Source organism: Duganella sp. GW821-FHT07F09 (assembly GCF_059418705.1).
In genome coordinates, this window is the sequence record NZ_JBWKQJ010000007.1 from 33,967 (window position 1) to 59,517 (window position 25,551).

Here is a 25,551-nt window from a genome sequence, read left to right on the forward strand (position 1 = left end):
GGCACGGTAAGAATAGTCAATGACGCGGAAAGGCGAATCAACATGCAGCAACTAGTCGGCATCCTCATCGTTTTAGGCAGCGTCTTCGGCGGCTTTGCCCTGATGGGCGGAACCTTCCACCAGATCTGGCACCCGGTCGAGCTGATCGTCATCGGCGGCGCCGGCCTCGGCGCGCTGGTGCTGGGCAACCCGCCCCACGTGCTCAAGGAGCTGATGACCCAGATCAAGAAGATCATCACGCGCAAGAAGTACGACTCCGAATTCCAGCGCCAGTTGCTGCTGCTGATGTATGAACTGCTGCAACTGGCCGCCGGCGGCCTCAAGGCGCTCGACGCCCACGTCGAGGCGCCCAAGGACAGCCCGCTGTTCCAGCGCTACCCGCGCGTGCTGGAAGAACCGAAACTGCTGGCCTTCATCGTCGACAACTTCCGCCTGATGGCCATGGGCAAGATCAACGCCCACGAACTCGAGGGCGTGCTGGACCAGGAACTGGAGGCGCTGCACACCGAGCTCGAGCAACCGGCCAAGTCGCTCGGCAAGATCGGCGAGGCGATGCCGGGCTTCGGCATTCTGGCCGCCGTGCTGGGCATCGTGATCACCATGAGCACCGTCAGCCAGGGCGCCACGTCGGGCGAGATCGCCGAGAACGTCGGCGCCGCCATGGTCGGGACCTTCATCGGTATTTTCTTCTGCTACGGCCTGATCGATCCGCTGTGCAACATGATGAAGCAGTTGGTCAACCAGGAAGCGTCCAACAAGGAAACCGTCAAGGTGGTGCTGGTGACCCATGTGGCCGGCAAGCCGCCGCTGCTGGCGATCGACTCGGGCCGCCGCCTGGTGCCGCTCAACATCAAGCCGAGCTTCGCCCAGCTCGAGCGCTGGATCAACGACCTGGAAGGCCGCGACAGCGAACCAGCCGATGACAGCTCACGTCGTGGAGGCCGTGGTGCTAAAGCCGCATGACAAGGGGCATGACCAGACCATCGTCAAGCGCGGTGGCGGCAAGCACAAACACGACGACCACGGCGGCGCCTGGAAGGTAGCGTTCGCCGACTTCTGTCTGGCGTTGATGTGCCTGTTCCTGGTGCTGTGGCTGATGGCCGCCCGCAACACCGAGTCGCTCGAACAAATCCTGACCGAGGCCGACGGCGCCAAGACCGACCAGGGCAAAGGCGTCATGCCGCAGCAGGTCGGCGGCCCGCGCGGCAGCCTGATCGACCGCTATCCGATGCCGCACTTCGGCACCAGCGACGACCCCGGCGAGAAGAAAAACGCCCAGGGCGAGCCGGACCCGGAGCCGGTCATCACCCCGGCCAAGGTCAAGTACGAGTCGCCGGCCGATTTGGCCGCGCTGTCGAAGGCGCTGACCAAGATGAGCGCCGAGTTCGGCCTGACGGCCAACCTGGAAGCCATCATCACGCCCTACGGCCTGCGCGTGATGCTGCACGACACCGACCGCCAGGGCATGTTCGTGCGCGGCAGCGCCGTGCCGACCGACAAGTTCCGCGCGCTGTTGCGCAAGATGGGGCCGCTGTTCAAGAAGATGGAAAACCAGATGCTGATCGTCGGCCACACCGATTCGCTGCAATACGCCGACACCAGCTACGCCGCCTTCTCGAACTGGACCTTGTCGTCGAACCGCGCCATGTCGGCCCGCTCCCAGCTACTGGCCGGCACCATGAATCCGGAATCGGTGCTGCAGGTGGTGGGCATGGCCGACCGCGCGCCGCTCGACACCAAGCGCGCCGACGCCGGCGTCAACCGCCGCATCGAACTGCTGATTTTGACGACCGCCCAGGCCAAGACCATCGCCGCCATGTTCGGCATGCCGGACAACTCGATGCCGCTGACCGAGGACATCGACACCGCCCTGCCCGACCGCAGCCTGCTGGAAAAATTGCGCAACTCGCTGGGCGGCGGCGCCTCCCCGCGCCAGCCACCGCCACCGCCGCCCGATCCGCGCCGCAACGGTAACAACACCGGTAACAATTAAGCGGTAACATTAAAGATATCGTATGGAAACCAAGCCAAGCAGAGGCACACGTATGAGAATCACAAGCTCCAGCCCGGACGGCATGACCGTCCAGCGCGTGGCCGACGCCGCGCCGGTCGACGCCGGCGAGGCCGCCGCGCCGGCGCCGGCCGCCGCGCCGTTGCAGTCGGCCGTCATGCAGCCGGCGCTGCAGGCGATGCGCAACATGCCCGAAATCGACCAGGAAAAGGTCGACATGCTGCGCGACGCGCTGGCCAAGGGAGAACTGCCGTTCGACCCGGCCAAGCTCGCCGGCCTGATCCAGCGCTTCCACGGGAGCGAGAAGTGAGCGATGCGGTGAGCGATGCGAGCGACAGCGCGCGTAAAATCGCCGCCATGACGCGCCAGGACGCGATGCGCGCGCTGTTGGCCGGCATCGCCGACGATTTGCAGGGCTACCCCGCATTGCAGGAGTTGCTGGAGCAGCAATTCCACGCCGCCCTGCGCCACAAGGCCAAAGAACTGGGCGAGGTGGCCGAGGCCATTTCGGCCCTGGTCGACACCTTGCAGGCGCGCCGCGCGCAACGCGTTGCGCTCGCACAACGTTTACTTGGTCCAACTGCCAACATGGCCCAGGCATTTGCCTTGCTGAAAAATGCTGCCCGGGAGAAAATAGAGTCCGACTGGAAGACGCTGGAAACCATGGTGGTTGAATGCAAGCGTCTCAGCAAGCGCAATAGCGACTTGCTGTTAGAACAGCACAGCATCATGCAGCGCGTGCTGCATGGCGAGGACCAACTTTATGCGCCAGCTTAACCCTATGCCCGCGACGGCCCCGACCGCCGCCACCGTATCGAACATGACCTCCAGCCGCCCCGTCGCGGCTGTTGGCGCTTTTGCGTCCTCTTCGTCGTCGGGCAACTTCGCCTCGACCTTCCGCCAGGTGCAGCAGGATGTCGCCACCTTCATCAGCCATGGCGGCGGCGGTTTCGGCGATGCTGCGCCCTCGCCGTCCGCGTCCCAGGCGATGAGCCTGCAGGCGATGGCGTTGCAGCGCTCGACCGGCGCCATCGACGGCGCAAACGCGGGCGCCAACGGCGGCGGCATCGACAGCGACCTCCAAAAACAATTCCTGGCCTCCATCAAGCCATGGGCCGAAGAGACCGGCAACAAGCTGGGTGTCTCGCCGGACGTGGTGGCGGCCCACGCCGCGCTCGAATCGGGCTGGGGCCAGCAACCGCTGCGCAAGGGCGGCGCCGACACCAACAACCTGTTCGGCATCAAGGCCGGCGGCAACTGGCAAGGCGCAGTCGCGGCCGCCACCACCACCGAATACGAGCAGGGCGCGATGTTGAAGAAGACCGAGCGTTTCCGCAGCTATCCTGACACCGCCAGCGCCTTCCGCGACTATGCCGACCTGCTGTCGAGCAATCCGCGCTACCAGGCCGCGCTCAACACCGGCAACGACGCCCGCGCCTTCGCCACCGGCCTGGCGCGCGGCGGCTACGCCACCGACCCCGCCTACGCCGACAAGCTGAGCAAGTTGGCGGCCCAGGTCCAGCGCGGCGCCAGCGCGGCGCTCGATTCCAAGCCCTAAGCCGCGTCTCCACCCCCGCACAACGAAAAGCCAACCCCACGGGGTTGGCTTTTTCGCATTCCAGGCGCCAGGCAGCGCGCTAGCCGTGACGCTCCTGCCCGTCGTGCTTGTCGTGATGATGGGTGGCGTCCTCGTGCTTGACCGCCGCGTGCTTGACCGGCGCCGGCGGGGCTGCATGGGGACGCTCATTGTGCATGGCGAGCATATCCTGGCGCGCGGCATGGGCATGCGACCGGTCGAGACCGTTGACGTCATGGTTAGGCATCGTCCCGTGCTGCATGAAGGCCTCGGCGTGCTGGGCGGGCCGCGCGGGGGCCTCGGCGTGCTGGACCGGTGGCATGGCCGCCTCGGCATGCTGGATCGGTGGCACGGCCGCCTGGGCATGCCGGATCGGTGGCATGGCCGCCTCGGCGCGTTGGGTGGGCGGCATGGTGGCATCGGCGCCGCCACGTTGCTGCATAGGCATCGCCCTTTCACGCCCAGGTTCGACATGATCGTGCTGCGCCATCGGCGCAACCGGTGCGACGTGCGGCGGCGGCGGCGCGAACGCGTTCACGTGGGGTGCCACCGCAGCGTGCATCGCCGGCGCGGCAAATGACGGACGCGCGCCCGGCACCGCGTCGTGCGCGGTGAAATGCGGCACAGTCATCGGCCCAACGGGCCGCGGTGCCGGATGGGCCGCCAGCGCCGTGCCCATCGGTGCGAAATTCGGCTGGGACCGGGGGGCGCTGAAAGTCACGGCAGGCGGCTGCGCAGCGTTGCGAATCGCGAAGTTCTGGGTACGATCGACGACGTTATTATTGGTTCGGTAGTTATTGTTAACGTTGTTGCTGTAGTTGTTCACCACATTGACGTTATTGACATGGTTGACGACCGTGACCGATTTCGAGACATAGGTCGCGTTGTTGTACACCACGGCGGGCCGGCGCCAGCCGCCGTCGTAGCCGGCGCGCGGCGCGCCCCAGTTGACGTCCCACGCGTTCCATCCCCAGTCATGGTGATGGCTGATGGCCGCGCCCACCAGCACGCCCACGCCGAACGAGATCACACCGGTGGTGACCAGGTTTTCGCTGGCGTAGGCCGGTTCGCGGTAAGTCCGGTAGACCGGTACCGGCGCGCCATAGACGACTGCCGGATCGTAGCGCGGGACGTACACGACATCGGGCTCGGCCGGCTCGATGACGATGGTTTGCGGCGGCGGAGGTATCACCGCCGGTCCCGAGTACACCATCGGCTCCGACGGCGATTGCGCGACGTAATTCGGTGGCGGCGCCGCGCGCACGGTGGTCGATACCCGCAGATGCGGCGAGCTTTTCAGGTTGCCGGCCTGCTGCGCGCGCAAGCGCATGGCCTGGATCGCGTTCATCACATCATTGGGGTCGTTTACATAGGCCTCGCCCAGCGCCGTGGTCCACTGGATATTGCCGGCCATCTGATTCAGCACGCTTGGGAAGGTGGTCAGCGCTTTGACGCTGACGTCCCACGGCTGGGCGGCTTCGGCGCTCTGCAGCGCGTCGCCCTTCAGGGACGGATTTTGCCCCAGCCACCGGTTGGCGGCCGAAATCTGCTCCGGATAGGTGGCCCCGGCCAGCACCTGGCCGACCAACTTGTCCGGAAACAGCGCGATCGGCGCGACCATCTGCGACAGTTGATCGGCCGTCGGCGGCGTATAGGGGGCCACTTGCGCGCTGGCGAGCGTGTCGGCCGTCTTCGGCTGCGCGGGATCGGAAGGTTTGTTACATCCGGCAAGAGCCAGCAGGCCCAACACCAGCGTGGAGGACACGACGGTCCTCATATTTTTCGTCGGCACACCCATGATCGACATCCTTCCATGCTAAAAGTATGGAACTAGATTAACAATCGCCTACGGATGAAGCTGTTACCCTTTGTAACGTGCGTAAGCAAGCTGTTCCGGACTCGCTACGGCTTGATCGTCACCGGCATGTCGGCCGGTTGCACCGTGCCGGCGCCGGTCACCTTGGCGCGGATGATGGTGCCGCTGGCGTTGCGCACCCGTACCAGCGAACCGCGCGCGCCGGCGTCGAGCGCCTCGCCGGCCATGCTCACCTCCACTTGTTCGTTGCGCGCAACGATGCGCACCGCCTCCCCCCGCTTGACCAGGGTGGGCGAGGCCAGCAGCGCCATGCGCAGCACCTCGCCGCCGCGCAAGGCCCGCTTGCCGCTCATGCCCACCACGTCCTGCGGATCGGAAACGGGATCGGCGATGTTCGAGATATCGTGGCGTTCGAGCAACACATCTTCATCCGCAATAACTTTTCCGGCGGGCACGTCATTGGCCGCGATGGCGATGCGCGCCGACACCTGCGCCCGCACCACGAACTCGTAGCGCCAGCCGGGGGCGCCCGCGCCGGCGGTGCAGGTGGCCGCGAACTTCATGCGGCCCGGCGTGCGCGTGTCGACCGCCTCGACCGTCACCGCCTGACCGCAGGCGGCCAGCGGACGGCTGCCGCGCAACACATTCAACTCGAATTTAGGCTCTATCAAACCGCTACTGTCTGCCCAGCGCAACACATATTGACGTGCCGCAGCCTCCACCAAAAGCGGCACCTGTTCGGCGTTTGTGGGGCTAGCGGCGGCATAAGTGTTAAAAATTGTTGTGCTAACCAGCAACATTCCACCTAAACCGGTTACAATACTTTTGTTGAACATGGGCAATACCTCTACTATGATGCGGAGAGCGATGGTAGTTAAACCGCTGTGCCGTCATTTTACATTGGCGGTAACGTTTTGCACTCATGCAACACCGCTTTTTAGCAATGCAGCTGAATTTGGACAGGGGAAGACTATGGGCATCAACTTCAAAGAAGCGGCAGGGGTCCACGCCGACGCGCTGCAACTGCGCGCCGAACGCACCCGCATCCTGGCCACCAACCTGGCCAACGAGAACACGCCGGGCTTCCAGGCGCGCGACATGGATTTCGCCGCCACCCTGGCCAACACCCAGGCCGAGGCGGCCGGCGACATCGGCGGCGACGAGGATGCCGCCTCGATGTACCGCGTGCCCTTCCACCCGACCCGCGACGGCAACACCGTCGAGATCGGCGTCGAGCAGGCCGCGTTCTCGCAGAACGCCTCCGACTTCCAGACCAGCCTGACGTTCGTGACGATGCGTCTGCGCGGTCTCGCCAAGGCCATCAATGGCCAGTGAGCACGCCGTGCAGGCCGCCGCAGTGGTCCCCAATGGTCGCACCATCGCCCGCATCAACCACGGAGTAACACATGTCCTTTAAAAATATTTCCGAGATCGCAGGATCGGCCATGTCGGCCCAGAGCGTGCGCCTCAATACCATCGCCAGCAACCTGGCCAACGCCGATTCGGTCAACGGCAACGAAGCCGACACCTACCGCGCCCGCAAGCCGGTGTTCTCGGCCGTCATGAGCGACAGCTTCGACGGCGACATGCAGGCCGGCGGCAAGGTGCAGGTGCTCGACGTGGTCGAGTCGGCCGAGCCGTTGCGCAAGGTCTACGAGCCCGGCCACCCGATGGCCAACGCCGACGGCATGGTGTTCTACCCCAACGTCAACGAAGTGGCGGAGATGGCCGACATGATGTCGGCCTCGCGCGCCTTCGAAACCAATGTCGAAGTCCTGGGCCGTATCCGCGGCATGCAGCAATCCCTCCTCAAACTCGCTGAAGGTTAAGCCATGGCAGTCAGTCTACTCAACAACAGCAGCGCCAGCGCCGGCAACGGCGGCACCAGCGTGACCGGCAACGCCGCCAGCGCCTCGTCGGACATGTTCACCAAATTGCTGGTGGCGCAGATCCAGAACCAGGACCCGCTGTCGCCGACCGATCCGTCGCAGTTCGTCCAGCAGTTGACGCAGCTGTCGCAGACCGAGGCGTTGCAGAACCTGTCGCAGCTCACCAGCGCCAACTCCAGCGTGCTGCAAAGCATGCAGGTGATCTCGCTGGGCGCCCAGGTCGGCTCGGACGTCATGGCCGAATCCAGCACCGTCAAGATCGACGGCAAAACGGCCATCAGCGGCCAGACCACCCTCGCCGCCTCGAGCACCGCGACCAGCGTCGTGCTGACCGGCGACGACGGCACGAAATACACCGTCAAGCTGGGCACGCAGGCGGCCGGCACGGTGCCGTTCACGATCGATACGGCCGGGATGAAGATCCCCGCCGGCACCTACAAGCTGTCGGTCGAGACCAGTTCCAAGGAAGCCCCGCCGGTCGACGTCCAGGGCCGCCTCAACAGCGTGCGCCTGTCGGCCAACGGCGGCGTGGTGCTCAACGTCAGCAACATCGGCGAAATCGCGCCGACCTCGATTACCGCCTTCAACGGCAAATCCGCCTCTGCCATTCAATAATCTTTACTTAGGAAGGACTCCATCATGAGTTTCGATATCGCATTGTCTGGCATCCAGGCCATCAACGAATCGCTGAACAGCACCAGCCAGAACATCGCCAACGCCGGCACCTACGGCTACAAGTCGTCGCGCGCCAACTTCGCGTCGCTGGTCTCGGGCGACGTCCAGACCGGCGTGATGATCGGTTCGACCACGCAGAGCATTAGCAAACAGGGCGGCGTGCTCAACACCGGCCGCGCGCTCGACGCCTCGATCAACGGCCGCGGCTTCTTCGTCACCAAGGACCAGAACACCGGCCAGACCGAGTACACCCGCGTCGGCATCTTCGACGCCTCCAAGGACGGCTTCCTGGTCGACGCCACCGGCCGCAAGGTCCAGGGCTATCCGATCAAGCAAGGCACCACGACACTGGGCGCCCTGGGCGACGTGCCGATTCCGACCGGCTCGATCCCGGCCGTGGTCTCGAAAAACGTCGACTACGTCGGCAATATGTCGGCCGACTGGACGCAGCCAGCCGCCTGGGTGGCCGCCACCGTCGCCGCGCCGCCAGACCCGTCGACCTTCAACATGTCCAAGGCCTCGGTGATCTACGACACCCTGGGCGGCAAGCACACCTTGACCCAGTATTTTGCGCAGGACGCAGCCGCCAACTCCATCAGCGTCCACTACGTGCTCGACGGCGTGAGCACGGGCGGCACCGCCACCCTGACGTTCGACGCCAACACCGGCCAGATGACCGCCCCGGCCACCGGCAAGTTCGCGGTGACCCTGCCAGCCGCCGCCCCCAACGGCGGCGCGTACAACACGATCAACATCGACTACACCGGCACCACCGGCTTCGCCGGCGAAGCGACCACGAGCGCCAACTCCGCCGACGGCTACGCTGCCGGCACCTTCACCGGCATCGCGCTGGGCACCGACGGTTCCGTCATCGCCAGCTACAACAACGGCCAGAAGCAAGCCGTCGGCCGCCTGGCGATCGCCACCTTCCCGGACGAGGGCTCGCTGCAGGCCATCGATGGCACCAGCTGGATCGAGTCGATCAACTCCGGCACGCCGCTGGTCAACGCCCCGGGCGTGGGCCAGGGCGGCAACATCAACACCTCGTCGCTGGAGCAGTCCAACGTCGACATCACGTCCGAACTGGTCGGCCTGATGACCTCGCAGCGCAACTACCAGGCGAACTCGAAGGTCATCCAGACCGAGAGCACGATGCTGCAATCGCTGATGCAAGCGATCTAAGGAACGACTAAGTCATGGACGCGTTGATTTACACAGCGGTGAGCGGGGCCGAACGGGCCCTGCGCGGACAACAGGTGCGGGCCAACAACCTGGCCAACATCGACACCGGCGGCTTCCGCGCCAATATGGAGTTGGCGACGGCGCAAACCGTGCAAGGCTACGGCTACGACGACCGCCACATGTCGCAGTTGCAGGCGAACTCGGTGTCGACCCGCCAGGGCACGCTCAAGGCCACCGGCCGCGAGCTCGACGTGGCCGTCTCCGGCGCCGGTTTCCTGGCCGTCGACGGTCCGACCGGCGAGGCCTATACCCGCGCCGGCAACATGGCGCTCGACGAGAACGGCACGCTGCGCATCAACGGCAACGTGGTGCTGGGCGAAGGCGGCCCGATCACCCTGCCCGAATACAGCAAGATCGACATCGGCGCCGACGGCACCATCTCGATCCAGAACCCGGGCACGACGACCATGCAAACGGTCGACAAGCTGCGCCTGGTCAAGGCCGAGGCGTCCGAGCTGACCAAGAACGAAGCGGGCCTGCTGATCACCCGCGACGGCGTGCCGCTGGCCACCGATCCAACCGTCGTGATCCGCGCCGGCCACCTTGAGGGCAGCAATGTCTCGGCGGTGGAGGAAATGGTCGCCACCATGAGCCTGAACCGCACGTTCGAGATCCAGATGAAATTATTCAAGGCCAGCGACGCGATGGCCGAGACCGGTAACCGCCTGATCAGCGGCTAAGCTGATCCAAAAACCATTAACAGGAGCAATTCATGAACCCAGCAATGTGGATCAGCAAGACCGGCGTGCAAGCGCAAGACCAGAAACTGCAAGCCATCGCCAACAACCTCGCCAACGCCAACACCGTCGGCTTCAAGCGCGACCGCGTGGTGTTCGAGGACCTGTTCTACTCGATCGAACAGCAGCCGGGCGCGCAAGTGGCCGACAACAACACGCTGGCGCCGTCGGGCGTGCAGCTCGGTAACGGCGTGCACATGGTCGGCACCCAAAAAGTGTTCACCAACGGCAGCCTGCAAACCACCGGCCGCGACCTCGACGTCGCCGTCATGGGCAACGGTTTCATGGCCGTGCGCCAGCCCAACGGCGAGACCGCCTACACCCGCGCCGGCCAGTTGCAGGTCGACGCCAACGGCATCCTGGTCAACGCCCACGGCCTGCCGCTGATTCCACAGATTACCGTACCGCCCAACGCCACCGCGCTGACCATCGGCGAGGACGGCACCGTCTCGGCCACCATCGCCGGCACCGCCACCCCGAGCCAGCTGGGCCAATTGACCCTGACCAGCTTCATCAACCCGACCGGCCTGATGGCGCTGGGCGAGAACCTGTTCGCCGAAACCGCCTCCAGCGGCACGCCGACCGAGGGCGCGCCGGGCACCGCCCAGTGGGGCAAGCTCAAGCAAGGCACGCTGGAAGGCTCGAACGTGCAAGTGGTCGAGGAAATGGTCGACATGATCGCCGCCCAGCGCACCTACGAAATGAACACCAAGGTGCTGTCGGCCGCCGACAATATGCTGCAGTACCTGGCGCAGGCGGCACGCTGATGAAAGCCGCATTGCACACCCTGGCACTGGTGGTCGCGGCCTCGCTGCTGGCCGGGTGTGCCGCGATCCAACCGCCGCCGGTGCGTCCCGGTCCGTCCGACGAGGCGCCGACGATCTCGCGCGTGGTGGGGCCGAAGGGCAGCTCTGGCGGCGTCTACAGTCCCGACCTGGGCCTGTCGCTGACCTCCGACAGCCGCGCCTTCCGCGTCGGCGACGTCGTCACCGTGAGCCTGCAGGAAACCACGCAGGCCAGCAAGCGGGCCGGCACCAGCTATTCCAAGGATTCGGACAACAACATCAACGCCCCAAGCCTGCTGGGCAAGGTGTTCCCCAAGGCTTCCATCGGCCTGGGCTCGTCGAGCAACTTCGCCGGCGACGCCACCAGCACCCAGCAAAACGCTTTGACCGGCGCCATCACCGTGATCGTGCAGGAAGTGCTGCCGAACGGGCTGCTGCGCGTGTCCGGCGAAAAAACGCTGACCCTGAACCAGGGCGAGGAATTCGTCCGCCTGCGCGGCTACCTGCGCGCGGCCGACATCGACGCCGACAACCAGGTGTCGTCGCTGCGCATCGCCAACGCCCGCATCGCCTACTCGGCGCAGGGCACCCTGGCCGATACGCAATCGGCCGGCTGGCTGTCGCGGTTCTTCACCGGCCCATACATGCCGTTTTAAAAGCGGCCGTTTTAAGTTGTTAGCAGAACTCTATTTGGATTGAACATCATGAACTTCCGCAAGCTGCACCGTATTTTGGCCCTGCCTTTGGCGCTCTGCCTCACGCTGACCGCGACGGTGCCGGCCCAGGCCGCGCAAGTGCTGCGCAACTTGGTCGCCGTCGAAGGCATGCGTGACAATCCGCTGGTCGGCTACGGCCTGGTGGTGGGCCTGAACGGCAGCGGCGACTCGACCCAGGTCAAATTCGCCAGCCAGTCGGTGATCAACATGCTCAAGCAGTTCGGTGTCAAGGTGCCCGACGGCACCGACGCCAAGTCGAAAAACGTCGCCACCGTGATGGTGTCGGCGGTGTTTCCGCCCGGCTACCGCAAGGGCCAGAACATCGACGTGGTGGTCTCCTCGATGGGCGACGCCAAGAGCCTGCGCGGCGGCGCCCTGCTGCTGACCCCGCTGCGCGCGGCCGACAACGAAGTCTACGCGCTGGCCCAAGGCAACGTGGTGGTCGGCGGCTTCAGCGCCCAGGGCAAGAGCGGCTCGTCGGTGACCGTCAACACCCCGACCTCCGGCCGCATCCCGAGCGGCGCGGCGATCGAGCGCGAGATCGCCAGCGATTTCGCCACCAAGCCGAGCGTGCGCCTGTCGCTGCGCCATCCGCACTTCCAGACCGCCATTAATATTGTCGATTCGATCAACAAACGCTTCGGCGACATCGCCACCGCCAGCGACGCCACCAGCGTCGACGTGGTGGCCCCGGCCAACCCGACCCAGCGCATCGCCTTCATGGCCAAGCTCGAGGCGCTGTCGATCGACGTCGGCGACGATTCGCCGAAAGTGGTGTTCAATTCGCGCACCGGCACCGTGGTCATCGCCGAGGGCTTGCGCGTACGCGCGGCCGCCGTCACCCACGGCTCGCTCAAGGTGGTGATCTCCGAGAGCACCAAGGTCAGCCAGCCGAACGCCTTGGCCGCCGGCAACACCGTGGCCACGCCGCAATCGCAGGTGAGCGTGGACCAGGGCTCGGGCCAGATGTTCAACTGGCCGGCCGGCGCCAAGCTGCAGGGCATCATCGACGTCATCAACAGCTTGGGCGCCTCGCCCGACGACATCATGGCGATCCTGCAGGCGCTGGACCACGCCGGCGCCATCGAAGGCGAACTGGTCGTCATCTAAGAGGAACTCCCATGAGCATCCAAGCCCCGTTCGATCCCAGCAAGCTGCGGCCCGGCGTCGCCGACAAGCTCAGCGACGTGCACGTGGCGCCGGTGGCGGCCCAGCCGGGCGACACGGTCGATCCGGCCTACCGCGCCAAGGTGACCGAGGCCGCCGTCAAGTTCGAAAGTTTCTTCATCAGCCACATGCTGCACCAGATGCGCTCGGGCACGCGCGAGCTGTCCTCCGAGGACAGCGTCTTCAAAAACAAGGTCAACCAGGATATGCTGGACATGGCCGACAACCTGGTCGCCGACCAGATGGCCGGCCGCCGCGCCTTCGGCGTGGCCGACGTCATCCTGCGCCAGTTGTTGCCGGCCGCGGCCCCGGTGGCGGTGCAGCCGGCGCCTAAAACGGCGGCCTCCCCGGCCTCCCCGCCCCCCTTGGAAGGCGCCGCGCCGGCCGCGTGAGCCGGGAAAAACTTCCCGGATGGAAATTTTATGCGTGCATCGCTTAATCCTGTCCGCTTAGCTGTCGCCTTGTACTGATAACGGAGCGCTCGTGCCAGCTTTGGCGCTGCCAGCGACCGCTCCTTCTGCCTTCACCAGGAAAGACCCGCACCATGAGCATCTCTTACAACGCACTGTCCGGCGCCCTGGCCGCCCAAGCCGCCATCAACACCGTCAGCCAGAACGTCGCCAACCTCCAGACCAAGGGCTATACCCGCCAGGGCGTGCTGTTGCAGTCGATCGCCTCCGACCCCGGTGTCAACAGCCCTGGCAACGGCGTGCAGGTCGGCGCGCTGCTGCGCTTTAGCGATTCCTACAAGTCGCAGCAGATGTGGCGCGCCAACTCCGAGCTCGGCCAGCGTTCGCAAATCCAGCCCTACCTGACGCAGCTGGAAAAGGTGATGGCCGACAAGACTTCGAGCATCAGCTACGGCGTCGACAACTTCTTCAAGGCGCTCAACGCCGCCGCCGTCGATCCGACTTCGACCCCGCTGCGGCAGCAGGTCATCACGATGGCCGACTCGATGTCGCAGCAGATCAACAGCATTTACAACCTGACGGCCACCCAGCTGGTCTCGGTCAACCAGCAGCGCACCACGATGCTGCCCTCGCTCAACGAGTCACTGGCCGGCATCGCCGCGCTGAACAAGCAGATAATCCAGGTCGGCGCCGCCGGCACCAGCACCTCTGGCCTGATCGACCAGCGCGAACTGCTGATCGACGCCGTCTCGGCGCAGGCTGCGGTGGAAGTGCTCAACAATCCCGACGGCAGCGTCAGCGTCTCGCTCAAAACCGGCCAGCCGCTGGTGGTCACCGACATGGCGGCCAAGCTCAGCTTCGACACGGTGGGCGGCACGCAAACCCTGAACCTGGCGTTCGCCGGGAGCACGTTCAAGCTCGACGACACCAAGGTCGGCGGCCAACTGGGCGGCCTCGGCGATTTCCTGAAAAACACCCTGATGCCGCTGCAGACGTCGATCTCCGAGATCGCCGGGCAGATGTCGACCATGGTCAACGACCAGCTAAAACTCGGCTTCACCGCTCCCGGCGTGAACGGCACGGACCTGTTCGTGTTTAACCCGTCCAGCGCCACCGGCCTGCTGGGCATCGATCCAACCATCACGGCGGCCGGACTGGCCTTCTCTAGCGACGGCACCCCCGGCAACAGCGCCAATTTGCAGGTGCTGATCGATATCAAGAGCCAGTCGATCCTTTTGACCGGCCTGGGCAACGTGCTGCTCAACGACGCCGACACCCAGGTGGTCGGCAAGCTGGCCGTCGAAAGCCAGCAAAACCAGTCGCTGCTCAAGACCGCCACCACCATCCGCCAGCAGTCCGAGGACGACTGGAAATCGACCAGCGCGGTCAACCGCGACGAAGAGGCGATCAATTTGATCGAGTACCAGAACATGTACCAGGCCAATATGAAAGTCATTTCCGTGGCGAACAGCCTGTTCGACGCCACCCTGCAAATGTTTAATTAAGGAAACGTCATGCGTATCGCCTCCAGTCAATTCCAGGCCACCATGAACCGTGGCCTGCAGGAAAATCAAAGCTGGGTCTCCAAGCTGACCGAGCAGATGGCCTCGGGCAACCGCATCATGGTGCCGTCGGACGACCCGATCAGCGCGGTGCGCATCTCGCGCCTGACGCGCGAGGAAGCCATCGTCGGCCAGTACCGCGAGAACATCGCGGCCACCAAGATCCGCCTGACCAGCAACGAGGAATACTTGAGCAGCATGACGCGCGACATCACGTCGGTCAGCGACCAGCTGGTGTGGGCGGCCGACGGCAGCAACACGCCGGCCGACCTCCGGTCGATGGTCAGCACCATGACGTCGCTGCGCGACAGCCTGCTCTACACCGCCAACCAGAAGGACCAGGAAGGCCGCTACATCTTTTCCGGCACCCTGACCAACACCCAGCCCATCCAGGTCACCCCCGGTCCGCCCGATGTCTACACCTACATGGGCAACCCGGACCAGCAAAAGACCGTCATCGGCAACGGCATCACGCAGACCGTCAATGTCGACGTCGGCGGTCTGGAGAGCTTGCTGACGAAGATAGACGCCACCATCGCCGCCCTCTCCGATCCCGCCCTCGTCATCGGCAGCGCCACGCTGCAAGCAACGCTGAAGGACAATATGGACGGCGCCACGGCCGCGCTCGAGCTGATTGCCGGCAAGATCGCCCAACTGGGCGGCGCCCAGAACGTAATGAAGACGCTCGACGACAACCACGCCAACGTCAGCCTGTCGAACAAGGCCGCCATCCTGGATCTGGGACAACTCGATTACGCCGAGGCCGCCACGGAGCTGTCCGGGTATAATTTGTCGCTGGAAGCGTCGTACAAGGCCTATGCCAAGGTGAGCGACCTGTCGTTGTTCAACGTCCTGTAACCCCGTTATTACCCTAGCGTATGCAAATCTCGCCCCAACCCACCCCCACCGTCATTGTCCCCGGCGGCGCCGGCAATGCCAGCGCGGTGGACGGCACCGCGCTCGGGCTGAACGGCGAGAACGCGGCCACGGCCACGCCGGTCAACCCGACGCCGACCTCGGCGGCGCCGCTGCGCCGCGGCCTGACCAATATGGACCAGCCGTTGCAGGGCGAGATCTCCGGCGCCCAGCAAGCCCTCGACTTCCTCGAGCAAAGCGCGGCGCAATTGCGCAACCTGAAGGCCGACCTGAGCGCCCGCCTGGCCAACCGCCAGCGCGCCGACGGCACCCTGGAGGCGCGCGTGCGCCAGTTCAGCAACAGCTGGCGCAACCGCTCGCAGGCGTCCGGCGGCACGCTGGACTCCCAGCTCAATTTCAGCAACCAGGCCACCAACACGCGCTTCAACGTGCGCGGCATGAACCTGACCAACCTGCGTCCCGGCGGGCGCGAGGTGCTGGCCATCTCGCTGGGCGGGCAAAACCTCAGTTCGGTCGTGCTCGAACCGGGCCTGACCGACCAGCAGATCACCCAGCGCTTCGACACCGCGCTGGCGCCGAGCGGCGTGCGCACCACCTTGGGCGAGGACGGCCAGCTGGAATTCAGCGTCGCCGAATCGCAGTGGGGCAATATCCGCGACGCCATCGCCGTGCAGGGCGGCGGCCAGCGCTTCCCCACCGGCCAGCTCAACCGCGTCAAGGCCGAGGCGCAGGCGCCGGTGGTCGATCCGGACAACTGGCAGACGGCCGACGTCGACTCGATCCGCACCACCTTGCAGCAAGTGTTGCAAGCGCTGGCGCAGGTGGAACGCTCGATCGCCTCGGTGCAAACGGCGCTCAACCAGGCCGCCGCGCGGGTCAAGAACGCGGTGCCGGCCGACACCACCGACGGCATGGAGCAGGTCGCGCAAAATTTCGTCACGACCGCCAAACAGCCCGGCTACCAGTCGCTGCTGTCGATCACCTCGGCCCTGGCGGGCATCAGCCGCGAGCGCGTGGTTTCGCTGCTGAGCCTGCGCTAAGATCCCCTCTAAAACACGTAGGACGGATTAGCGGGCGAGGCCCGCTAACCGCCCCGGGGCCCATCGAAGGGACAGCCTACCTGGCCGGTAGGCTTTAGAGGCGGCACGCCTTAATCGGCCATGCAAGCGCCGCCGCCGACGCATGCATGGCCGATTACGCTCCGCTAATCCACCCTACGCAAATCAATTCAGCCTCGGCAGTCCCTGCCGCGCCATCGCGCCGAACGCCTCGGCCGGCATCGGCTGCGCATAGATATACCCCTGCGCGAAATCGCAGCCGGCCAGCTCCAGCAGATTGCTCTGCGCCACCGTCTCGACGCCCTCCGCCACCACCCTCAGCCCCAGTTTGTGGGCCATCAGGATCAGCGCCTCGCACATGGCCAGGTCGCCGCTGTCGTTGGCCAGGTGCTGGATGAAACTGTGGTCGAGCTTGAGCAGGTCGATGCCGAAATGCTTCAGATGGGCCAGCGACGAGTAGCCGGTGCCGAAGTTGTCCAGCGCCACCTGCAAACCCATCTCGCGCAGCTCGCGCAGGCGGTCGCCCACCTGGGCGGCGCCGTCGAGCAGCACGCCCTCGGTGATCTCGATGATCAGGCTGCGCGGCGACAGCCCCAGCTCGGTCGCGTAGTTGAGCCAGCCCACATACAGCGCCGTGTCGCCGCGGAACTGCGCCGACGACTGGTTGATGCCCACCTGGAAGCCCGAACCGAGCTCGTCCTGCCATAGCCGCGCCTGCCTGGCCGCTTCGCGGAACACCCAGTCGCCGATCTCCATCATCAGCCCGCCCGATTCGGCGAACGGCAGGAACTCGGCCGGCGCGAGCAGGCCGCGCTGCGGGTGGCGCCAGCGCAGCAGCGCCTCGGCCCGCTCGATCTGGCCGCTGCGCAGGTTGACGATGGGCTGGTAATGCAGCTCGAACTGCCGGCCCGACAGCGCCGAGCGCAAATCGATGGTGACCTGCTGGCGCGCCTGCGCCGCCTTTTGCAGTTCCGGCGTGAAATAGCTATAGCGGTTGCGCCCGCTCTGCTTGGCCGCGTACATGGCCTGGTCGGCGTTGCGCAGCAAGGCCTCGGGCGAGTTGGCGTCGGCCGGGAACACCGAGATGCCGATGCTGGCCGACACCGACGGATGGGCCACGCCCAGGGTGAAGGGCCGGTTCAGCCGCGCCAGGATGGTCTGCGTGATGCGCTCGATGGCGCTGATCTGTTCCAGTCCGGTGAGAATCACGGTGAACTCGTCGCCGCCGAGCCGCGCCACCGTGTCGGAGGTGCGCACGCAGGCGCCGATGCGGCGCGCCGCCTCGACCAGCAACACGTCGCCCTGGTCGTGGCCGAGCGTGTCGTTGACCTGTTTGAAGCCGTCGAGGTCGATGAACAGCAGCCCCAGCAGCACGCCCTCGCGGCGCGCCTTCTTGACCTCCTGCTCCAGCCGGTCCTGGAACATATGGCGGTTGGGCAAGGCGGTCAAGCTATCGAAGTTGGCCTGCTGCCAGATCAGCTCGGTCGAGGCGCGGGTGGCCGTGATGTCGCTCACCAGCGCCAGCGCGCCCAGGTAGCCGCCGTCGCCGTCGAAGATCGGGTTGGTCGCCAAGGTCACCCACAGCTCGGCGCGGTCCTTGCGCAGGAACTTGAACTCGTGGCGCTCGGCCACGCCGCGCTGGCGCCGCGCGATGTTGCGCTCGAGGATGGCGCGGCCCTCGTCGTCCATGAAGGCCACCAGCGGCTGGTCGAGCATCTCCTCGATCGTATAGCCGAGCATCTGCGCCATCTTCGGGTTGACGAAGCTGGTGCGGGCGCTGGCGTCGATTTCCCAGATGCCCTCCTCGGCGCAGTGGACGATGCGGCGGAAGCGCTCTTCGCTGCGTTCGAGCGCGGCGGTCTTGCCCTCGGCCAGCTCGACCACCACCCGCAGCGCCTGGCCGCTGGCGTCGGCGCTGGCGCGCAAGGTGACCGGGAAGCCCTGCTGGTTGCGCGCGCGCACCATCTGCAGGTCGCACTGCTCCGGCTGCACGCTGTTGAGGGCGTGCCGCACGAAGCGGTCGAAATCCTCGTGAAAGCGGGGCGCGACGAACTGGCGGAAGGAGACCTGCTCGGGATGGCTCCGCGACAAACCGAGCAAATCGGCGCCGACCACGTTCATCTGCAGGATGGCGGTATCGAAGCCGAGCACGAAATAGCCGACCGGGGCAAGCAGATAGATATCGTTGAAATAGGACGTTTCGGCGACGGCCTTGCCGGTCTCGGCGAAGTCGGCGGCGGGAACGGTGGACTCGCCAATGGTGGCCATCATCGCCTCATAGGGCGCCAGGGAGGCCGCCTCGGCGACGACCGCCAGGCCGGCCAGCCCGCCGAGACGCTCCTCGGAAATCGGCTGCCTGCGCGCCGGCGCCTCGGTACTGGACGTTTGCTTCTCCATACCCTCCCTTTGCGTAACCCCAACTCCGGGGTCAGGTCCACCATTTTTACACGGGCTCGTGCATCAATGGTGGACCGCCCCGGAGTGTGGAACTAGACTAGCATTTACGCGTGGCGATGTCGAGAAAACACGGAAAGTTAGCGATGTGCACGGTTCAAACGTTGTTCGGCGCGTCGTTGCAGCGCCTCAAACAACAGGCTGAGCGCCCAGTAGATCAGCGCGGCGGCCAGGTACAGCGGCAACGGCCGGAACGTCGTGGCGATCACTTCCTTGGTCGAGAGCATCAGCTCGGTCATGGTGATGACCGACACCAGCGAGGTGTCCTTGATCAGGCTGATCAGGGTGTTGCTCATCGCCGGCACGGCGATCCTTAGCGCCTGCGGCAACACCACGTGGCGCAAGGTGCTCCAGTAACCGAGCCCGAGGCTGTAGCTGGCCGCCCACTGCCCCTGGCTGACCGCGCCGATGGCGCCGCGCAGGCTTTCGGACAAGAAGGCGCCCGCGTTCAGGCTCAGCGCCAGTATGCCGGCCGTCACCGGCGTGAATTCGATGCCGACGCTGGGCAGGCCGTAGTAGATGACGAACATCTGCACCAGCAGCGGCGTGCCCCGGAACAGGCTGACATACACGGTGGCCGGCCAGCGCAGCAGCGGGTACGGCAGGATGCGCAGCACCGCCACCGGAAAGCCGATCAGCAGCCCGCCCAGCATCGAGGCCAGCGCGAAGATCACCGTGTAACCGGCGCCGCGCAACATGACCGGCGCCGCCTCCGTCAGCAGCGCCCGCAGCTCCAGCACGCCCTGCCAATCCATGCTCAGGGCGCCTTGCTGACGTCAGTGCCGAACCATTTGATCGAAATCGCCTTCAGGCTGCCGTCGGCGGCCACATCGGCCAGCGCCTTGTTGAGCGCGGCCTTGAATTCGGGATTGCCCTTGTGGAAAGGGATGCCCATGCGCTCGACCGCGCCGACCTGGGCGCCGGCCTTGATCGGCAACTTGGAGATTTTCAGCAGATAGGCCGACATCAGGCTGTCGTTGAGCGCGGCGTCGAGCCGGCCGCTGGCCAGGTCCGACATGGTGTCGGGCGCGGCCGCGTAGCTGCGCACGTCGATGCCGGGCACCGCCTTGGCTTGTTGCTCGTACACACTGCCCTGCCCCACGCCCAGTTTTTTGCCCTTCAGATCGGCCAGCGAGGTGTAGACGGCCTTCTCGTCCTTGCGCACGATCAGCTGCGGCATCGAGTAGATATACGGGGTGGAAAAGTCGAACGCCTGCTCGCGCTTGGGATTGATGCCGACCTGCGAAATGATGACATCGTATTTATTGGCCGACAGCCCGGCCAGGATACTCGCCCATTCGCTGCTGACGAACTCCACCTTCACACCCAGCTTCGTCGCCAGCAGACGCGCGACATCGACGTCGTAGCCGGCCAACTGGCCCGTCTTCTGGTCCTTGTAGTTGAACGGCGGATACGTGCCCTCCAGCGCCACCTTCAGCGTGCCGCGCGCCTTGACGGTGGCCAGCAGGTCCGCCGCCGACGCCGGCGCCCATGCCGCCCCGGCCGCGATCAACAAGGTCACGGCCAGGGTCCGCAGCGCAGGCCGGCGTCCGGATTTGATGGCGGAAACAAAACCGAATTCAGGTGTGTGCATGGAATTCCTCATAGTGGCGGGCGCTACCAGGCGCCCATACGGCGGCGCAGGCCGAAGTTGTGGCCCACGACCAGCATCGAGGTGGCGATCAGCCCGCTCAGCCCGATCATCAACTGTACCAGCTTATCGTCGGGCAGCACCCACAGCGAGCCCTGCGGCGCCTCGTCGGTGCGCGCCGCCGCCATGATCAAGGGCGCCACCCATTGCGCTTCCGGCGTGACATCCAATATCAGCGCGCCGTCCTGCGTGGTCTGCATGTAAATCTCGCCGCCCTCGGCCAAGGTGAAGCAAACGCCGTAACCAGTTTCATTCTTGCCGATGTGCTGCTGCAGGCTGAGGTTATGCTCCTCGATCCACAGTTCGACATCGGCCGGACTCTCCAGCCCCTGCCACGGCACCGGCTTGAAACGCGGCGGCTCATTCTTATCTTGCATACTCATCCCGTTGACTGGCCAAGCCGCCAGTTTACCCGATAGGAGGATTCGACGATGAAATTCAAGTATCTATACGGCCCAGGCCGCAAGGAGTATGTGTCGGACTTCGGCCGGTTTCTCAACGACTTCATGCGCGAGCATCCCGAGGTCAAGCGCGACCAGGAGCTCGGCTGGCGTATCTGGTGGGAGCGCCCGGTCGACCCGCGCAGCATCGACCGCGAACGGCAGGCCGAACTGAAACCGACCGCCTACCACTCCTACTATTACGAGTAGGCGCCGCCGATGGCGGCCGAGGTCAGCCCTTCCAAGTGCGCTTGAGGCCGGTATCCGCGTGGATCCAGCCGCCGCGCGGACCGGCGCGGTAATAGAAGCCGACGCCGCCCTGGCGGAAGCTCTTGACGAGGCCGCCGAGGACTTCGGCGTTCAGGTTGGCGATGCGGATATCGGCGGCGCGTCCTTCGATGTGCAGCGACTGGCGCGCGGCGGGCACGCCGGCCTCGCGCAGCTTGTTGTTGGACGCGGGCGTGCGGTATCCCGACAGGATCTCCAGCGGCGTATCGATGCCGTAGCGCTGCACGAAAGCCTGGGTGCCCCAGAGCGTTTCGAACAGTTTGGGATCGATGCGGGCGGTTTCCTTGCCGTTGACGTCGCGCAGCAGGTGGCACAAGTCCTGGTAGGCGGACTCGATGATCTCACCGTCGCGCCAGTACAGCAGCTTGGCGCGCTCGTTGCTGGCGGGACGGAACACCTCGATGGTGCGCGGCTTGAGCCAGAACTCCATGTCCAGCAATTGGGCGTCGAAGATGTCGGGCGGCGGCTCGATCTCCCCCGAGCCCGAACCGAGGCCGGACGGCGCCGACTGCGACGACGCCGACGGCATGCCGGGCGCCGGCCGCGCCTGCGTGATGACGGCCGGGGCCGCCACGCGCGCCGCCGGCGGCTTGGCGGCCGCGCTGGTACTGGCTTTGCGCGCGCCGCTGTCCGACGCACATCCTATCAACGGTACGGACAACACCCCCGCCGCCGTCAACCCCAAGCCCTGCTGTAAAAACTCTCTGCGCGATGCCATAGCTATTCCGTAAAACTCGATAGGGATACTATAGCGTAAGCAGGGGGAAATGAAAAACACGGCAGCGCCGCCGCGTCAGCTCTCCTGGCTAGCGCACCGCCAGCCGCACCGCCCTTTCGGGCAGGACCACACCATTCGCCAGTGTCCGCTCGGGCACGACCATGGTCACCCAGCCGCTGACCCTCTCGTCGTCCAGCAGCTTGATCTCCATTTTCAATTGCCGGTCCAACGCCACGAAGGTATCCGGCGCGGCCACGACGATTCGATGCCACTGGCCGTCGTCGACGCGGGCATACATATGCATCCCCCTGGGCGCGATCGACAAGGTCTGGCCGTTCGACAGCGCATAGGCGCGCCGGTAGCCGTCGTAGTCCTGCGCCCACATGCTGCGATAGCGCTCCGGCATCTCGATGCGCGACTGGTCGCCGGCCTGGCTTGCCTTGTAGGGCACCGGGACCGACTGCTGTTCCGGCTGCGGGGGCTCGATTTGCTGCTGAGCCTGCACCGCCGACGCCACCGTCAATACCGCCGCCCCCATCGCTAACTTCACCACGTTCACCCGTTTCATGATGGCTCCTTTATATTAAATCCGAGGCTATATTTAAGCAGCCACACGGAAAACCGCAAATGCAAACTCGCTATCAGGCCTGCGGCGGCATCGGTATTTAATATGAGTCAGGGCCCAAGACGACACGGGATAAACGTATCGAAAGCCGGTGCCGCCGTTACGCGGCCACAGCCACCGGCTCCGGCTGGAGCAAGGCCGCGCGCGGCTCGTCGAGCAGATAGCCTTGCGCCAGCAGCGGCACGCCGGCGGCCTCGCCCAACTGCCGCAGCACCGTCAGCGTCTGCGGCGTTTCCACGCGCTTGAACAGCACCGACACGTTGGCCTCGGCCGAGCGCCGTAGCAAGCTGAGCAGATTCTCGGTGTCGTGCAGCTCGCGCGCGTCGAGCTTGAACACGTCGGGACGCAAACGGTCCAGCACCTGCAGGCCGTCCTGCGCGCCGGCCACATTGACGGCGAAACGGAAACCGTTGCGCCGGTAATTGTCGGACACGTAGTTCAACAGCCAGCCCTGCTGCGGCGTGGCCGCCGGCAGTTGCAACACGATGCGCGCCAACGGCAACTCCAGCGCGTCGAGGATGCGCCGGAACGCGTGTCCGTGGTTGCTGCTGACGGCGCTGAGCAGGCGGTCGTGCACGTTCAGGTACAGATCGGCGTCGGCGTTGGGCGCCGTGTCGGCCTGGCGGAAGAAATTTATCGAATGCAGCATGCGGCACAAGCGGTCGAGCTCGATCGACTCGTCGTCGCTGGCCGCGTGGTCGAGCAGCTTCCACAGCGACAGGCCCATGTCCTGCGCCGACACGCTGCGCGCCAGCCCCTCGTAGGCGTGGATGGCGCCGGTCTCGAGCTGACGGACCGGCTGGAAGGCGCTGCTCATGGTGCAATTGAAAAACCGCCCCTGCGCCTTGCCCTCGTGATCGAGCCAGATGCTGGTGGCGGCGCCGGTCGCGTCGGATAAACGCGCCAGATATTTTTGCAGAACGGGAAATGACATGGGTTCCTCGACGGATACAGGCAATGTCGACAGCGTATGCGGGCGCGGGGAAAAGCAGAACGAATGCTTTCACCTATGGATATGCCAAAACATTCCTTCCGCCGGCCCGGGGGCGCGGCTATTGTGGGGCATCGTCAACCACACCCCCTGACCCATGTGCCAACTACTCGCTATGAACAGCAGCAAGCCTGCCGCCGTGGATTTCTCGTTCGCGGGCTTTGCCGAACGGGGCGGCCGCACGGGCGAACACAAGGACGGTTGGGGCATCGCGCTCCACACCAGCACCGGCTGCCGCCTCTACACGGACTTCCTGCCGTCGATCGATTCGCCGTTGGCGGCGCAGTTCAAGCAAAACCCGATCAAGGCGAAAAACGTCGTGGCGCATATCCGCAAGGCCACGCAGGGCCGCATTTCGCTGGAAAACAGCCATCCGTTCACGCGCGAACTGTGGGGCCAGACCTGGTCGTTCGCCCACAACGGCGATCTGAAGCTGTTCAATCCCAACCCCAGCCTGTACGCGCCCTGGGGCGACACCGACAGCGAGCGGGCTTTCTGCCACCTGCTGTCGGGCCTGGCGCTGCGGTTCGAACAGGCGCCGCCGCGCCACCTGCTGTACCGGACGCTGGAAACGCTGGCCGGGGAGATCGCCGACTACGGCACCTTCAACTTCATTTTGTCGAACGGCGAACTGCTGTTCGCGCATTGCAGTACGGACCTGCATTTCGTGGTGAGGGAATATCCGTTTTCGGTGGCGAAACTGATCGATTGCGACCTCAGCATCGATTTCAGCAAGCACAACCACCTGGACGACCGCATCGCCGTCATCGCCACGCAGCCGCTGACGTCGAACGAAGCGTGGACCAGGCTGGCCCCGGGCGAGCTCAAGTTGTTCGTCGGTGGCGAGGAAGTGGGGTCGGCGCCCGCGAGGCGCGAGGAATGGCGGTTGGCCGTGTGCTGCTGAGGAGGCGGCGGCGAAGCATGCATGGCGGATTACGCCTTCGGCTAATCCGCCCTACGTGTCTCCGGGATAGGCATATTCCGTGGACATGGGCGTAATCCGGCCACAACAACCAACATAATCTGGAAACACGTAGGGCGGATTAGCGAAGCGTAATCCGCCATCGACGAGCCGCCAACGACGCACGCATGACGGATTACGCCGAATTACAATTACAAAACCGCTTACGCTTGGCCGCGTCCGGGGCGCCGGCCTCGTCAAGCTGCTTCCAGAAGAACACCGTCTCCACGCCATAAGGCGAGCGGACCTTGCCCGCATCCACATAGCCGCGCCGTGCGAAAAACGCCTGCCCGGTGGCCGTGCTATGCAGCTGCAAGGCTTTGACACCCCAGCTACAAGCCTGTTCCTCGACCCGCGCCAGCAGCGCCTTGCCGACGCCCAAGCCGCGCGCTTCCGGCAATAGATAGCACAAAGCCAACTTGCCCGCGCCGGTCAGCAAAGCAACGCCGACCACGACGCCTTCGCTGACCGCGACCAGCGAAAAATTGGTGGGCGAACTAAACCAGTTGGCCACCATCTGCGGAGTTTTGTTGCCCAACCAAGCGTCCAGGATCGCTGGATCGTTTTTATGGTCGAGCTCACAGCACTCCGTGATAGAACGGCGCAAAACGTTGCACGCCGCGTCCGCATCTGTCGAAACAGCAATACGAACTTCAAGACTCCGAATTTCAAGACTCATGTACGCTCACAAATATTCCCGATAGCAAAATGAAGCGTTCTAACGCCTTCTCAGTGCCTGATTCGACTATACACCAAGCTGCCAAAGCCGTTGCGGACGCACCAGGATTCAGTGTCGCGGCGCCGGTTTTCCCTATGACAGCCTAGTGGCTGGCCCTGCTTTTGCCCACGAATGTTTTCAAAAATCGTTATACGGTTTTTAACGAAAACTTTGCGCGATCCCTA

At 65.0% G+C, this 25,551-nt stretch carries 29 protein-coding genes; 19 read left to right on the top strand and 10 right to left on the bottom strand.

All coding sequences use genetic code 11. The features are described 5' to 3' along the window. Positions 1-42: 42 nt before the first annotated feature. From motA to AC07P1_RS19050, 5 genes are read left to right on the top strand one after another with little or no spacing between them, the layout of a single operon-like run. Positions 43-963, top strand: a complete 921-nt coding sequence (motA, locus tag AC07P1_RS19030; RefSeq protein ID WP_494697281.1) for a flagellar motor stator protein MotA — start codon at positions 43-45, stop codon at positions 961-963. After that, positions 920-1,993: a flagellar motor protein MotB gene (locus AC07P1_RS19035; RefSeq protein ID WP_494697282.1), complete on the top strand. Its 1,074-nt coding sequence runs from the start codon at positions 920-922 to the stop codon at positions 1,991-1,993. The genes motA and AC07P1_RS19035 overlap by 44 nt, the downstream gene beginning before the upstream one ends. Before the next feature lie 52 nt (positions 1,994-2,045). Next, positions 2,046-2,321 carry a flagellar biosynthesis anti-sigma factor FlgM gene (gene flgM, locus AC07P1_RS19040; RefSeq protein WP_494697283.1) on the top strand — a complete coding sequence of 92 codons (276 nt, stop codon included), beginning with the start codon at positions 2,046-2,048 and terminating at the stop codon, positions 2,319-2,321. Further along, positions 2,318-2,788, top strand: a complete 471-nt coding sequence (flgN, locus tag AC07P1_RS19045; protein WP_494697284.1) for a flagellar export chaperone FlgN — start codon at positions 2,318-2,320, stop codon at positions 2,786-2,788. The genes flgM and flgN overlap by 4 nt, the downstream gene beginning before the upstream one ends. After that, positions 2,775-3,569, top strand: coding sequence for a glycoside hydrolase family 73 protein (locus AC07P1_RS19050; protein ID WP_494697285.1), 795 nt, complete (start codon positions 2,775-2,777; stop codon positions 3,567-3,569). Before flgN ends, AC07P1_RS19050 begins: the two co-directional genes overlap by 14 nt. A 79-nt stretch (positions 3,570-3,648) precedes the next feature. Here AC07P1_RS19050 and AC07P1_RS19055 read toward each other — a convergent pair whose 3' ends face one another. Together AC07P1_RS19055 and flgA are read right to left on the bottom strand one after the other, a co-directional pair. Beyond that, entirely contained in the window at positions 3,649-5,364 is a 1,716-nt protein-coding gene (locus AC07P1_RS19055) for a DUF3300 domain-containing protein (protein ID WP_494697286.1), read from the bottom strand. A 125-nt stretch (positions 5,365-5,489) separates the two neighbouring features. Next, the gene (gene flgA, locus AC07P1_RS19060; RefSeq protein WP_494697287.1) at positions 5,490-6,074 is read right to left on the bottom strand and encodes a flagellar basal body P-ring formation chaperone FlgA; all 585 of its coding nucleotides are present in this window, start codon (positions 6,072-6,074) and stop codon (positions 5,490-5,492) included. Positions 6,075-6,375: 301 nt separating this feature from the next. Between flgA and flgB the strand changes: the two genes are divergently transcribed. The 12 genes from flgB to AC07P1_RS19120 all read left to right on the top strand — a co-directional run bounded on the left by flgB (position 6,376) and on the right by AC07P1_RS19120 (position 16,502). Beyond that, the gene (gene flgB / locus AC07P1_RS19065; protein WP_315222253.1) at positions 6,376-6,738 is read left to right on the top strand and encodes a flagellar basal body rod protein FlgB; all 363 of its coding nucleotides are present in this window, start codon (positions 6,376-6,378) and stop codon (positions 6,736-6,738) included. A 71-nt stretch (positions 6,739-6,809) separates the two neighbouring features. Beyond that, entirely contained in the window at positions 6,810-7,232 is a 423-nt protein-coding gene (gene flgC, locus AC07P1_RS19070; protein WP_494697288.1) for a flagellar basal body rod protein FlgC, read from the top strand. Between the two features lie 3 nt (positions 7,233-7,235). Further along, complete coding sequence (locus AC07P1_RS19075) at positions 7,236-7,907, top strand: flagellar hook capping FlgD N-terminal domain-containing protein (protein WP_494697289.1); 672 nt, start codon at positions 7,236-7,238, stop codon at positions 7,905-7,907. A gap of 24 nt (positions 7,908-7,931) precedes the next feature. Further along, positions 7,932-9,149: a flagellar hook protein FlgE gene (locus AC07P1_RS19080; protein ID WP_494697290.1), complete on the top strand. Its 1,218-nt coding sequence runs from the start codon at positions 7,932-7,934 to the stop codon at positions 9,147-9,149. 14 nt (positions 9,150-9,163) lie between these two features. Then, the gene (locus AC07P1_RS19085; RefSeq protein ID WP_494697291.1) at positions 9,164-9,889 is read left to right on the top strand and encodes a flagellar basal body rod protein FlgF; all 726 of its coding nucleotides are present in this window, start codon (positions 9,164-9,166) and stop codon (positions 9,887-9,889) included. A 32-nt stretch (positions 9,890-9,921) separates the two neighbouring features. Continuing rightward, the gene (gene flgG / locus AC07P1_RS19090; protein WP_315222248.1) at positions 9,922-10,713 is read left to right on the top strand and encodes a flagellar basal-body rod protein FlgG; all 792 of its coding nucleotides are present in this window, start codon (positions 9,922-9,924) and stop codon (positions 10,711-10,713) included. After that, a complete protein-coding gene (gene flgH / locus AC07P1_RS19095; protein ID WP_494697292.1) occupies positions 10,713-11,387 on the top strand; it encodes a flagellar basal body L-ring protein FlgH in 675 nt (224 codons plus the stop codon). Before flgG ends, flgH begins: the two co-directional genes overlap by 1 nt. Positions 11,388-11,435: 48 nt before the next feature. Beyond that, positions 11,436-12,557, top strand: a complete 1,122-nt coding sequence (locus AC07P1_RS19100) for a flagellar basal body P-ring protein FlgI (protein WP_315222246.1) — start codon at positions 11,436-11,438, stop codon at positions 12,555-12,557. An 11-nt stretch (positions 12,558-12,568) separates the two neighbouring features. Then, positions 12,569-13,006 (top strand): rod-binding protein, encoded by a 438-nt coding sequence (locus tag AC07P1_RS19105; RefSeq protein WP_494697293.1) that lies wholly within the window; start codon positions 12,569-12,571, stop codon positions 13,004-13,006. A 152-nt stretch (positions 13,007-13,158) separates the two neighbouring features. Continuing rightward, on the top strand, positions 13,159-14,529 hold the full coding sequence (gene flgK / locus AC07P1_RS19110) for a flagellar hook-associated protein FlgK (protein WP_494697294.1): 1,371 nt from the start codon (positions 13,159-13,161) through the stop codon (positions 14,527-14,529). Positions 14,530-14,538: 9 nt separating this feature from the next. Then, positions 14,539-15,444, top strand: coding sequence for a flagellar hook-associated protein FlgL (flgL, locus tag AC07P1_RS19115; RefSeq protein WP_494697295.1), 906 nt, complete (start codon positions 14,539-14,541; stop codon positions 15,442-15,444). 20 nt (positions 15,445-15,464) lie between these two features. After that, positions 15,465-16,502 carry a hypothetical protein gene (locus tag AC07P1_RS19120; protein WP_494697296.1) on the top strand — a complete coding sequence of 346 codons (1,038 nt, stop codon included), beginning with the start codon at positions 15,465-15,467 and terminating at the stop codon, positions 16,500-16,502. A gap of 183 nt (positions 16,503-16,685) precedes the next feature. Here the strand turns inward: AC07P1_RS19120 and AC07P1_RS19125 are convergent, their stop codons facing one another. From AC07P1_RS19125 to AC07P1_RS19140, 4 genes are all read right to left on the bottom strand, one after another. Then, positions 16,686-18,917, bottom strand: coding sequence for a putative bifunctional diguanylate cyclase/phosphodiesterase (locus tag AC07P1_RS19125; RefSeq protein ID WP_494697297.1), 2,232 nt, complete (start codon positions 18,915-18,917; stop codon positions 16,686-16,688). Between the two features lie 137 nt (positions 18,918-19,054). Further along, the gene (locus tag AC07P1_RS19130) at positions 19,055-19,729 is read right to left on the bottom strand and encodes an amino acid ABC transporter permease (RefSeq protein ID WP_494697298.1); all 675 of its coding nucleotides are present in this window, start codon (positions 19,727-19,729) and stop codon (positions 19,055-19,057) included. A gap of 2 nt (positions 19,730-19,731) precedes the next feature. Continuing rightward, positions 19,732-20,568 carry a transporter substrate-binding domain-containing protein gene (locus AC07P1_RS19135; protein WP_494697299.1) on the bottom strand — a complete coding sequence of 279 codons (837 nt, stop codon included), beginning with the start codon at positions 20,566-20,568 and terminating at the stop codon, positions 19,732-19,734. Between the two features lie 23 nt (positions 20,569-20,591). Beyond that, complete coding sequence (locus tag AC07P1_RS19140) at positions 20,592-21,002, bottom strand: hypothetical protein (RefSeq protein WP_494697300.1); 411 nt, start codon at positions 21,000-21,002, stop codon at positions 20,592-20,594. A 54-nt stretch (positions 21,003-21,056) separates the two neighbouring features. On the opposite strand from AC07P1_RS19140, the gene AC07P1_RS19145 reads away from it, so the two are divergent. Beyond that, complete coding sequence (locus AC07P1_RS19145; RefSeq protein ID WP_494697301.1) at positions 21,057-21,275, top strand: DUF3460 family protein; 219 nt, start codon at positions 21,057-21,059, stop codon at positions 21,273-21,275. A gap of 22 nt (positions 21,276-21,297) precedes the next feature. On the opposite strand, the gene AC07P1_RS19150 is transcribed toward AC07P1_RS19145, so the two are convergent. The 3 genes from AC07P1_RS19150 to AC07P1_RS19160 all read right to left on the bottom strand — a co-directional run bounded on the left by AC07P1_RS19150 (position 21,298) and on the right by AC07P1_RS19160 (position 23,630). Further along, the gene (locus AC07P1_RS19150) at positions 21,298-22,071 is read right to left on the bottom strand and encodes a YcbK family protein (RefSeq protein ID WP_494697302.1); all 774 of its coding nucleotides are present in this window, start codon (positions 22,069-22,071) and stop codon (positions 21,298-21,300) included. Between the two features lie 88 nt (positions 22,072-22,159). Next, complete coding sequence (locus AC07P1_RS19155) at positions 22,160-22,639, bottom strand: hypothetical protein (protein ID WP_494697303.1); 480 nt, start codon at positions 22,637-22,639, stop codon at positions 22,160-22,162. Positions 22,640-22,796: 157 nt separating this feature from the next. After that, positions 22,797-23,630 carry an EAL domain-containing protein gene (locus AC07P1_RS19160; RefSeq protein WP_494697304.1) on the bottom strand — a complete coding sequence of 278 codons (834 nt, stop codon included), beginning with the start codon at positions 23,628-23,630 and terminating at the stop codon, positions 22,797-22,799. 154 nt (positions 23,631-23,784) lie between these two features. Between AC07P1_RS19160 and AC07P1_RS19165 the strand changes: the two genes are divergently transcribed. Further along, the gene (locus AC07P1_RS19165) at positions 23,785-24,591 is read left to right on the top strand and encodes a class II glutamine amidotransferase (RefSeq protein WP_494697305.1); all 807 of its coding nucleotides are present in this window, start codon (positions 23,785-23,787) and stop codon (positions 24,589-24,591) included. Positions 24,592-24,784: 193 nt separating this feature from the next. On the opposite strand, the gene AC07P1_RS19170 is transcribed toward AC07P1_RS19165, so the two are convergent. Continuing rightward, the gene (locus AC07P1_RS19170; RefSeq protein WP_494697306.1) at positions 24,785-25,327 is read right to left on the bottom strand and encodes a GNAT family N-acetyltransferase; all 543 of its coding nucleotides are present in this window, start codon (positions 25,325-25,327) and stop codon (positions 24,785-24,787) included. Positions 25,328-25,551 lie beyond the last annotated feature (224 nt).

Excerpts from the sequence above, each read along its gene's own strand:
- motA (WP_494697281.1), top strand. The coding sequence starts at position 43 with ATGCAGCAACTAGTCGGCATCCTCATCGTTTTAGGCAGCGTCTTCGGC.
- AC07P1_RS19035 (WP_494697282.1), top strand. The coding sequence starts at position 920 with ATGACAGCTCACGTCGTGGAGGCCGTGGTGCTAAAGCCGCATGACAAG.
- flgM (WP_494697283.1), top strand. The coding sequence starts at position 2,046 with ATGAGAATCACAAGCTCCAGCCCGGACGGCATGACCGTCCAGCGCGTG.
- AC07P1_RS19050 (WP_494697285.1), top strand. The coding sequence starts at position 2,775 with ATGCGCCAGCTTAACCCTATGCCCGCGACGGCCCCGACCGCCGCCACC.
- AC07P1_RS19055 (WP_494697286.1), bottom strand. The coding sequence starts at position 5,364 with ATGAGGACCGTCGTGTCCTCCACGCTGGTGTTGGGCCTGCTGGCTCTT.
- flgB (WP_315222253.1), top strand. The coding sequence starts at position 6,376 with ATGGGCATCAACTTCAAAGAAGCGGCAGGGGTCCACGCCGACGCGCTG.
- flgC (WP_494697288.1), top strand. The coding sequence starts at position 6,810 with ATGTCCTTTAAAAATATTTCCGAGATCGCAGGATCGGCCATGTCGGCC.
- AC07P1_RS19075 (WP_494697289.1), top strand. The coding sequence starts at position 7,236 with ATGGCAGTCAGTCTACTCAACAACAGCAGCGCCAGCGCCGGCAACGGC.
- AC07P1_RS19080 (WP_494697290.1), top strand. The coding sequence starts at position 7,932 with ATGAGTTTCGATATCGCATTGTCTGGCATCCAGGCCATCAACGAATCG.
- AC07P1_RS19085 (WP_494697291.1), top strand. The coding sequence starts at position 9,164 with ATGGACGCGTTGATTTACACAGCGGTGAGCGGGGCCGAACGGGCCCTG.
- flgG (WP_315222248.1), top strand. The coding sequence starts at position 9,922 with ATGAACCCAGCAATGTGGATCAGCAAGACCGGCGTGCAAGCGCAAGAC.
- flgH (WP_494697292.1), top strand. The coding sequence starts at position 10,713 with ATGAAAGCCGCATTGCACACCCTGGCACTGGTGGTCGCGGCCTCGCTG.
- AC07P1_RS19100 (WP_315222246.1), top strand. The coding sequence starts at position 11,436 with ATGAACTTCCGCAAGCTGCACCGTATTTTGGCCCTGCCTTTGGCGCTC.
- AC07P1_RS19105 (WP_494697293.1), top strand. The coding sequence starts at position 12,569 with ATGAGCATCCAAGCCCCGTTCGATCCCAGCAAGCTGCGGCCCGGCGTC.
- flgK (WP_494697294.1), top strand. The coding sequence starts at position 13,159 with ATGAGCATCTCTTACAACGCACTGTCCGGCGCCCTGGCCGCCCAAGCC.
- flgL (WP_494697295.1), top strand. The coding sequence starts at position 14,539 with ATGCGTATCGCCTCCAGTCAATTCCAGGCCACCATGAACCGTGGCCTG.
- AC07P1_RS19120 (WP_494697296.1), top strand. The coding sequence starts at position 15,465 with ATGCAAATCTCGCCCCAACCCACCCCCACCGTCATTGTCCCCGGCGGC.
- AC07P1_RS19125 (WP_494697297.1), bottom strand. The coding sequence starts at position 18,917 with ATGGAGAAGCAAACGTCCAGTACCGAGGCGCCGGCGCGCAGGCAGCCG.
- AC07P1_RS19130 (WP_494697298.1), bottom strand. The coding sequence starts at position 19,729 with ATGGATTGGCAGGGCGTGCTGGAGCTGCGGGCGCTGCTGACGGAGGCG.
- AC07P1_RS19135 (WP_494697299.1), bottom strand. The coding sequence starts at position 20,568 with ATGCACACACCTGAATTCGGTTTTGTTTCCGCCATCAAATCCGGACGC.
- AC07P1_RS19140 (WP_494697300.1), bottom strand. The coding sequence starts at position 21,002 with ATGCAAGATAAGAATGAGCCGCCGCGTTTCAAGCCGGTGCCGTGGCAG.
- AC07P1_RS19145 (WP_494697301.1), top strand. The coding sequence starts at position 21,057 with ATGAAATTCAAGTATCTATACGGCCCAGGCCGCAAGGAGTATGTGTCG.
- AC07P1_RS19150 (WP_494697302.1), bottom strand. The coding sequence starts at position 22,071 with ATGGCATCGCGCAGAGAGTTTTTACAGCAGGGCTTGGGGTTGACGGCG.
- AC07P1_RS19155 (WP_494697303.1), bottom strand. The coding sequence starts at position 22,639 with ATGAAACGGGTGAACGTGGTGAAGTTAGCGATGGGGGCGGCGGTATTG.
- AC07P1_RS19160 (WP_494697304.1), bottom strand. The coding sequence starts at position 23,630 with ATGTCATTTCCCGTTCTGCAAAAATATCTGGCGCGTTTATCCGACGCG.
- AC07P1_RS19165 (WP_494697305.1), top strand. The coding sequence starts at position 23,785 with ATGTGCCAACTACTCGCTATGAACAGCAGCAAGCCTGCCGCCGTGGAT.
- AC07P1_RS19170 (WP_494697306.1), bottom strand. The coding sequence starts at position 25,327 with ATGAGTCTTGAAATTCGGAGTCTTGAAGTTCGTATTGCTGTTTCGACA.